7 protein-coding genes and 1 pseudogene are annotated in these 7707 nt (G+C 73.5%); 5 read left to right on the forward strand and 3 right to left on the reverse strand.

Going from position 1 to position 7707, the window contains the following annotated elements; translation table 11 throughout:
• A pseudogene (locus L7D48_RS22910) lies at window positions 1-686 on the forward strand (hypothetical protein); the annotation flags it as partial.
• An 85-nt stretch (window positions 687-771) separates the two neighbouring features.
• On the opposite strand, the gene L7D48_RS22915 reads toward L7D48_RS22910, so the two are convergent.
• The gene (locus tag L7D48_RS22915; RefSeq protein WP_237882000.1) at window positions 772-2124 is read right to left on the reverse strand and encodes an ABC transporter substrate-binding protein; all 1353 of its coding nucleotides are present in this window, start codon (window positions 2122-2124) and stop codon (window positions 772-774) included.
• Between the two features lie 223 nt (window positions 2125-2347).
• Between L7D48_RS22915 and L7D48_RS22920 the strand changes: the two genes are divergently transcribed.
• The gene (locus L7D48_RS22920; protein ID WP_237882011.1) at window positions 2348-2794 is read left to right on the forward strand and encodes a hypothetical protein; all 447 of its coding nucleotides are present in this window, start codon (window positions 2348-2350) and stop codon (window positions 2792-2794) included.
• Between the two features lie 87 nt (window positions 2795-2881).
• Complete coding sequence (purU, locus tag L7D48_RS22925; RefSeq protein ID WP_237882002.1) at window positions 2882-3766, forward strand: formyltetrahydrofolate deformylase; 885 nt, start codon at window positions 2882-2884, stop codon at window positions 3764-3766.
• 70 nt (window positions 3767-3836) lie between these two features.
• On the opposite strand, the gene L7D48_RS22930 is transcribed toward purU, so the two are convergent.
• Together L7D48_RS22930 and L7D48_RS22935 are read right to left on the reverse strand one after the other, a co-directional pair.
• Window positions 3837-5027, reverse strand: coding sequence for a zf-HC2 domain-containing protein (locus L7D48_RS22930; protein WP_237882004.1), 1191 nt, complete (start codon window positions 5025-5027; stop codon window positions 3837-3839).
• The gene (locus L7D48_RS22935) at window positions 5024-5587 is read right to left on the reverse strand and encodes an RNA polymerase sigma factor (RefSeq protein WP_237882006.1); all 564 of its coding nucleotides are present in this window, start codon (window positions 5585-5587) and stop codon (window positions 5024-5026) included. The genes L7D48_RS22930 and L7D48_RS22935 overlap by 4 nt, the downstream gene beginning before the upstream one ends.
• 334 nt (window positions 5588-5921) lie before the next feature.
• Between L7D48_RS22935 and L7D48_RS22940 the strand changes: the two genes are divergently transcribed.
• Complete coding sequence (locus tag L7D48_RS22940; protein ID WP_237882008.1) at window positions 5922-6296, forward strand: STAS domain-containing protein; 375 nt, start codon at window positions 5922-5924, stop codon at window positions 6294-6296.
• Window positions 6297-7140: 844 nt separating this feature from the next.
• Window positions 7141-7662 carry an ATP-binding protein gene (locus tag L7D48_RS22945; RefSeq protein WP_237882010.1) on the forward strand — a complete coding sequence of 174 codons (522 nt, stop codon included), beginning with the start codon at window positions 7141-7143 and terminating at the stop codon, window positions 7660-7662.
• Window positions 7663-7707: the final 45 nt, after the last annotated feature.

The following is a 7707-nucleotide window of genomic DNA, read 5'->3' on the forward strand; positions in this document are numbered from 1 at the left end:
GCCGCGGCGGTCACGACGACGGCCGCGGCGGATACGGCGGCGGGGGCGGCGGGCGGCGTGGTCTGCCGCGTGCCGCCGTCGCCGGGCTCGTCGTCGCGGGGCTCATCACCGCCGGGCTCGCCGCGGGCGCGGCGCTCAGCGGCGGGGACAAGCCGGCGGAGCAGCCGCAGGCGCGTTCCTCGGCCCCCGCCGAGCCCGAGCCCGAGCAGTCGCCGTCCCCCTCGGCCGATCCGGCCCAGGCCCAGGCCGAGGAGCTGGACAAGCTGCTGGCGGACAGCAACGACAGCCGCAACGCGGTCATCCGGTCGGTCGAGAACATCAAGAAGTGCGAGAAGCTGGGCGAGGCCGCCACCGATCTGCGCGACGCCGCCCGGCAGCGCAACGACCTGGTCACCAGGCTGGGCGAGATCGAGATCGGTGCGCTGCCCAGGCACCAGGAGCTGGCCGACGCGCTCACCGAGGCGTGGAAGGCGTCGGCCGCGGCGGACAACCACTACGCCGCGTGGGCCGACCAGGTCGCGGGCAAGAAGGGCTGCAGGAAGGGGGAGGCCCGGGTCACCGACCGGACCGCCCAGGGCAACAAGGCCAGCGGCGACGCCACGGCGGCCAAGAAGAAGGCGGCCGGACTGTGGAATCCGACCGCCCGTCGGTACGGCCTGCCCGAGAGGCAGTTCAGCCAGCTCTGACGGCGGTGTCGTTCCGCGGGGCCGTCCCCCGGCCGCCGCCCCGGCCGGGACCGTCCCCCGGCCGCCGCCGTGCCGGGTGTGCGCCTCAGCTGCCGTCCGGCACGGTCTCCAGGGTGTCGCGCACATCGACGAAGCCCTCGCGGGCCGGGGTCATCGTGCCCTTCCTGACCTGCTGGAAGGTCACCTTCGCGTTGACCAGCCGCGGGTGGTCGCGCACGGCCAGCATGTCCTCGTAGCGCCAGCTCAGCCGGGGTGTCAGATCCCCGGTGTCCACCGGGGGCATGGTCTCCAGGGCGCGCCGGACGGTCCTGGCGGTGACGGGCCCCTCGGTGTGCTCCAGTGCCGCCCGCAGCACGGTGTAGGCGATCCAGGTGGTCTGGACGCCGGGATCGGCCGCGTCGATCCGGTTGTCGCCGAAGGCGTGCTCGCGGATGACGCTCTTCATCCGCGCCCAGCGGGGATCGGAGGAGACCGGGTACCAGCCGGTGGCGTACGCGCCCTCCCACTGGCTGTCCGGGCCGCCCGTCCGGTCCACGAGCGACTGCTGCACGCTGCCGAGCACCGAGGCGATCCGCACACCGGGACCGCCCTCGCGCAGCCGCCGGAAGGAGTCGAAGAAGGTGTCGGTGCGGCCGCCGAGCACGGCGGTGACGCAGGCCCCTTCCGCTTCGCCGTCCTGCCCGCCGCCCTGTCCGCCCTCCGTGCCGCCGGCCGTCCGGACCCCGTCCCCGGCCCCGTCCTCCGTCAGGCCCACCCCGGCCAGGGCGCGCCTGGCGTGCTCGGTGTAGGCGGAGGCGTCCTCCGGGGCGCGGATGTCGGCCGCCGGGCCCCGGTCGCCGGCGGTGGCCAGACCGGCGTTGAGCAGCCTGGGGAGCTGGTCGCCCGAGACGGTGTCGGGGCGCACGAGCGAGACCCGTTCGCAGTGGTCGGCGAGCTGGTGGCCGCTCCCGGCGAGCAGGGTGGCCTGGCCCCCGTTGACCGGGTACGACAGCGGGCTGGTGAACTCCTCGTCCGTCACGCCGTAGCCGCCGAGGTAGGGGATGCCGGCCGACTCCAGGGCCGTCATGAACGTACGGCCGTGCTGGCTGTACGAGCCGACGACCGCGACGGCCTCCTCGGTGCGGGCGCGGTCGGCGCACCGGGCGGCGCCCACCGAGTTGTTGTGGTCGTTGCAGGTGAGAACACGGAGGGTGCGCCCGTTGATCCCCCCGGTGGCGTTCACCCAGCGTGCATATGCCTGTGCCATAGCCGGCATGCCGGGCATATTGGTTGCCCTGGTCCCCTCCGGGGCCCAAGTCATCACGGTCACGGTGCCCTCGTCGGCCCTCGCGTCACCGGGCAGCATGCCGCAGCCGGTGAGCAGTGAAGCGCAGACCCCCGTTGTGGCGGCGAGAGCGGCCATGGTCCTAGCGGAACGTTTGCTACGCCATGCGGTCATGACCCCGAACGATTCCGCCGCGGCTGTAACGGACGAGTGATGAACAGCCAACGCGGAGCAACGGCGGGGTGAACAGGCGGGGGGTGCGCGGATCCGTCCGGCGCGGAACGTACGATCGACCACCGTGCAGGCACAACAGGGCGAAGGCGAGCAGGGGCGACAGGACCGGCAGGGCCGGCAGGGGCAGGAGAGGTCTTCCCGCCGCGGCGGTCGTTCGAGCACCATGGACGGCATGCCGCCCAAAGACATGCCCTGGTGGCGCTGGCGCAGCAACGTGCGTTCGGCGCTGCACATGCTCTCCGACCCCGTCTTCCAGCGGGAGTGCTGGCTGACGGGCCTGCCCGGGTACGGCGACGTCACGGACGCCGTCTACCGCCTGGTCGAGGACACCTGGCTGGACAACTGGTCCGCGGACAAGTACATCGGCACGATCTTCCGCGACGCCCAGGAGGCCGCGCTCGTCGACGTCGCGGTGCTGCGCGTGCTGCGGATCATGCACCAGGTCGGGGCGGACGCCCCGGTGGCGGCCTATCTGGAGCACCCGGGCTGGCCGGAGGCCGTCCACGCGGCGCGCGACGCCCATGTCCTGCTCTGTGCCAACGACGGCGAGGACCCGGACCGGCCGCCCCACTCGCTGGACGTGCTGGCGGCCATGCTGCGGACCGCCTGACCCGGGGGACCGGCCCCGGCCCCGGCCGCGTTCTCGCACTGCGGGACCGGCCACGGCGTCCGGCCGGGATGTGCCACGCTTGTGCACATGAGCCAGCCGCAGTCCACCGCAGCGCCCGAGAAGCCCGAGCAGTACGTCCTGACGTTGTCGTGCCCGGACAAACAGGGCATCGTGCACGCCGTCTCCAGCTACCTGTTCATGACCGGCTGCAACATCGAGGACAGCCGGCAGTTCGGGGACCACGACACCGGGCTGTTCTTCATGCGGGTGCACTTCAGCGCGGAGGCCCCGGTGACCGTGGAGAAACTGCGGGCGAGCTTCGCCGCGGTGGGCGACTCCTTCCAGATGGACTGGCAGATCCACCGCGCCGACGAGCGGATGCGGGTCGTCCTCATGGTCAGCAGGTTCGGGCACTGCCTGAACGACCTGCTGTTCCGCACGCGCATCGGCGCGCTGCCGATCGAGATCGTGGCCGTGGTCTCCAACCACACCGACTTCGAGGAACTGGTCTCCTCCTACAACATCCCCTTCCACCACATCCCGGTCACCAGGGAGACCAAGCCGCAGGCGGAGGCGCGGCTGCTGGAGATCGTCCGCGAGGAGGGCGTGGAGCTGGTGGTACTGGCCCGCTACATGCAGGTGATCTCGGACGATCTGTGCAAGGAGCTGTCGGGCCGGATCATCAACATCCACCACTCCTTCCTGCCGAGCTTCAAGGGCGCCAAGCCCTACCACCAGGCCCACGCGCGCGGTGTGAAGCTGATCGGGGCCACGGCGCACTACGTCACCGCCGAGCTGGACGAGGGCCCGATCATCGAGCAGGAGGTGGAGCGCGTCGGGCACGAGCTCACCCCCGAGCAGCTCGTGGCGGTCGGCCGGGACGTGGAATGCCAGGCGCTGGCCCGCGCGGTGAAGTGGCACAGCGAGCACCGCGTACTGCTCAACGGCCACCGCACGGTCGTCTTCGACTGACGGGCCCCGGCGCGCCCCGGCGCCCACAACCGGGCACGGTCGGGCGCGATCCGGGCACGGTCGGGCACGGTCACATCCGCGAGAGCGTGGCCACGGCCCACAGAACCTCACCGACGGCCTCGTCGTCGCCCTCCCGGCCCGCGGCCGCCTCCCGCGGCTGTACGTGGCCCGCGGCCAGCCGGCAGAACTCCGTGTCCTCCAGAGCGAGACGGGCCACCGTGTGCTCCGGGGAGGCGAGGGCGGCGGGGGAGTCCAGGGGGACGTACCAGTCGCCGCCGCCCCGGCCTCCGATCTCCAGATGGAGGGTGCGGCCCGGCGCGCCCGCCGCCGTCAGCCGGCGCGGCGGGGCGGCCAGTCCGGCGCGGCGCCGCGCCGCCACGGCCTCCGGGAGCCGCCGGGCGATGAAGTCGACCATGAGGGCCAGGTGTTCGGGCGCGGGCGGCCCGTACGGGTAGTCGACCGCCGTGGCGATGTCCTCCGCGTGGATCCAGCACGCGAAGGCCCGTCCGGCCAGCGCGTCGCGCAGCGGGCGCCGGAACTCGGTGAAGTCCACCGGCAGGGCGGCGTCGTGGGCACGCAGGGCCGCGGTGCGCACGATGTTCCGGGTCTGGGTGCGCCACTTGTTCCGCACGAACGGCGGCCCGTGCGCGCGGCACCGCTCGACCGCCGTCTCCGTGCGGTCGCCCACGGTGCGCGGGGCGCCGGGGCCGAGGGGGTCCTCCAGCCCGAGGGCGGTGGCCACCAGGCCGTCCACCGAACCGAGATGGGCGAGCACCCCGCACAGTGTCAGGGTTCGCTCGCCGGTCGCCCAGTGCAGCCGGACCGGGGTGTTCCACTCCGCCTCGCCCATGTCGCGCAGCAGTGCGTCGAGCCGCGCGGTCTCCGCGTCGTACGGGGCCACCCACTTCGGCAGCGGCGTGCGGGCCGGGCGCCGGCGCAGGCACTCGTCCAGCACCCGCGAGCGCAGCAGCGGATCCGGGTCCAGGCTCTCCTCGCGGTGCATCAGCCCCACGGCGTCCCGCAGCCGCCGTGCCTCTCCGGCGCAGGGCGGGCACCGGGGCAGGTGCGCCTCGACGGCCGCGGTCTCCTCGGCGGAGCAGACCGCCAGGGCCCACGCACCCAGCAGGGACTTCAGGGCGAGGTGCTCCTCGTCGAACGCGCCGCCAGCCCCCGCGGCCTCCGGCCCGGTCGCCCCTTCGGTCTCCCGTCCGGCCTCCACCCCGGCCTCCACCCCGGCCTCCCGGTCCCCGGCGGGACTCACGATGCCTTCTCCGCCCCGTTCCCGGCGGCCGCGGAGAGCAGTTGCAGCCCCAGTCTCAGCCGCCGCCGCGTCTCGTCCTCGCTGACGCCCAGTTCCGCGGCGGCCTCGCGGTAGTCCCGGCGCCCCACGTACGCCAGCTCCAGGACCGTCCGCAGCGAGCCGGGCATGGCGGTGACCATGTGGTCGGCGCGGGCGGCGGCGGACGCGGCGCGGATCCGCTCCTCCAGCCGGGCCCGCGCCCGAGGGTCGAGGGAGCTCTCCTCCAGGTGCCGCAGCGCCCGCCTCCGGGTGAGCTCGGTCAACCACGAGCGCAGCGAGCCGCTCTCCGGCTCGTACGCCCCGGGATCGGCCCAGATCTCGGCGAAGACCTCCGCCACGACGCGGTCCGCGGCGTCCTCGTCGTCCAGGAAGCGGTGGGCGAGGCCGCGCACCACGGACGCGTGCCCGTCGTACAGCTCGGCCAGCGCGGACTGCTCGCCCCGCACCAGCCGCCGCCGTATCGCGTGGTCCTGGTGCGGACGTGTCGTGCCGGTCGCCCAGTCGGGCGTCTCGTTCGGCATCCTCCACCCCCAGCCTGCTGCTCATCTCGAATGTAATGGCAGAAGCTGACAGGACACCTCCCTTTGCGGCAGTGTGCTCCTCCACACGGTTGCGCATGGTCGTCATCCGGTCACTTTGTGCGCCTTCGTGCTGATCGGGACGGTTCGATCCTGTCCGGTTCCGGTGGGGTGTTACGCGGGTGTGACCGGAAGTTGGGAGAGGTGGAGACCTGGTTCGGCATAGGGTCGGGATCCACAGGTGTCGTGACGACGTCCGGCAGGGGTGATCGGCGAGGAGGAGTGGCGGGAAGAGAGCGTTCCGGTCGGTGTCGGCGGATGAAGGGACTACGAGCACGTGTCGTTGAAGGTGATCGGGGAGGACCGGGGGGAGTGGGCCGTGCTGCGGGTGTCGGGTGAGCTGGATCTCGTCACCTCTCCCGTGGTCCGCCAGCATGTGCACGACGCCGTGGCCGACGGCCGCCGCAGCCTCGTGCTGGACCTGTCGCAGGTGCTGTTCTGCGACTCCAGCGGCGTCGGCGTCCTCATAGCCTCGCGCCGGCTGATGCGCTCGTGCGCCGGCCGCCTCCGGCTGATCCTCCCCGCCCAGGGCGCGGTGGACGGCTCCCACGTCAACCGGGTCCTCGCCGCGCTCGGGGTGCGCCGGCTCTTCGACTGCTACCCGGACATCGACGCGGCGGCGGACGACGCCGCCAGCCCGCTCAGCGCCTGACCCCTCCCCGCCGCGCCGGCACGGCGCCCGCCTCCGGGGGCTCGCCGACGTAGGGCGCCGCCGCCGTGACGAAGCCCCCGACGGCCTGTTCCGATGAGGTCCGGAGGGCGTCCGGGCCCCGGCGGTCCGGCTCCTTGCCGTGCGGAGCGGTCACCGCCTCCAGGGGCGGCCCGCGCGACCTCCTCCGACTCCGGTGAGCGAGTCGGGAGTCGTACGCGGAACAGCGACTCGCGGGCCTTCCGGGCGCAGCCGGTGGACCTCCCGCGGAGACCTCCCGCGGCAGGGCGGGCATGTCCTCCCCGCCGGGCCTCTCGTGCTCCGCGAACCACCGGTGCACCAGCGTCCGCCGGTGGCTGTGCGGGCCCCGGCGTACAGGCGGTACGCGTCGATCCCCCCTGCCGCAGCCGCTCCCGGCGCGCCGGATCCTCGCCGTACGCGGTCGTCCGGTGCTGGAACGCGTAGGTGATACCCGAACCCGGCAGAGTGCCGAGGACGGCGATGAGTGCCGCTGTCGCTTCCAGGACCCAAGTCGATCACGAAAGGCGCGCTGCGGAAGGGGAGTTGGCGAGTACGGGCACACCCGGCGCACACCGGCTCATCCGGTGGCGCACCACGGCGGACGGTCGCGCGCCGGAGCGCGTTCCGCCCGCCGGGCTCGGATGTTCGACTCCCCGGCCGGGGTGTCGCACAGTATGCGGTGTCACTACTCCTTTGCGCCGGAATATGCCCGAAGCGCTTGTTGCCGCGGCGCCGGTTACAGCACTCTGTGCGACACCGGGGGAACGGACAGTGGCCTCGCGTCGGTGTGGGGCCGTGCGGACCCGGGCCATGGACGGTGTGAAGGGTGCAGATGCTTCAGGTGCAGCTGGAGGTCGGAAGCGATCCCAAGGAGGTGGGCAGAGCCCGCAGGTGGGCCAGGTCGAGACTGGCCGGCTTCGGCCTGGAGCCGGACGAGTCCCTGGTGGAGACACTGGTGCTGCTGGTCTCGGAACTGGTGACCAACGCCGTCGTCCACACCGGGCGCCCCGCGGTGCTGCGCATGCTCCTCTCCGGGCGCCTCGCGGCAGGGGGAGGGACCGTGCGGATCGAGGTCGCCGACACCAGCAGCAGCCCTCCGCGGCGGCGGCGGACCGAGGGCGACGCCACCGGCGGACGCGGTCTGGAACTGGTGGTCGGGCTCGCCGACCGCTGGGGCTGGCTCCAGGAGGGCACGGGCAAGCGCATCTGGTGCGAACTGGACCGCGGCAGCGGCGCGGCGGCCGAGAACACGGACGCACGCGACACCGGGGACACCGGAAGGGCCGGGGCCCGTACCGCCCCGCACGGCGCCTACGACAAGCCCCGCGCCCAGCCGGTCCGCACCTGACACCACGCGGCTCCCGCCGCGGGCCCCCGCGCCTCGGCCGCGGCC

The sequence above is a fragment of the Streptomyces sp. ICN903 genome, assembly GCF_022015835.1.
GTDB classification, from domain to species: domain Bacteria; phylum Actinomycetota; class Actinomycetes; order Streptomycetales; family Streptomycetaceae; genus Streptomyces; species Streptomyces fenghuangensis.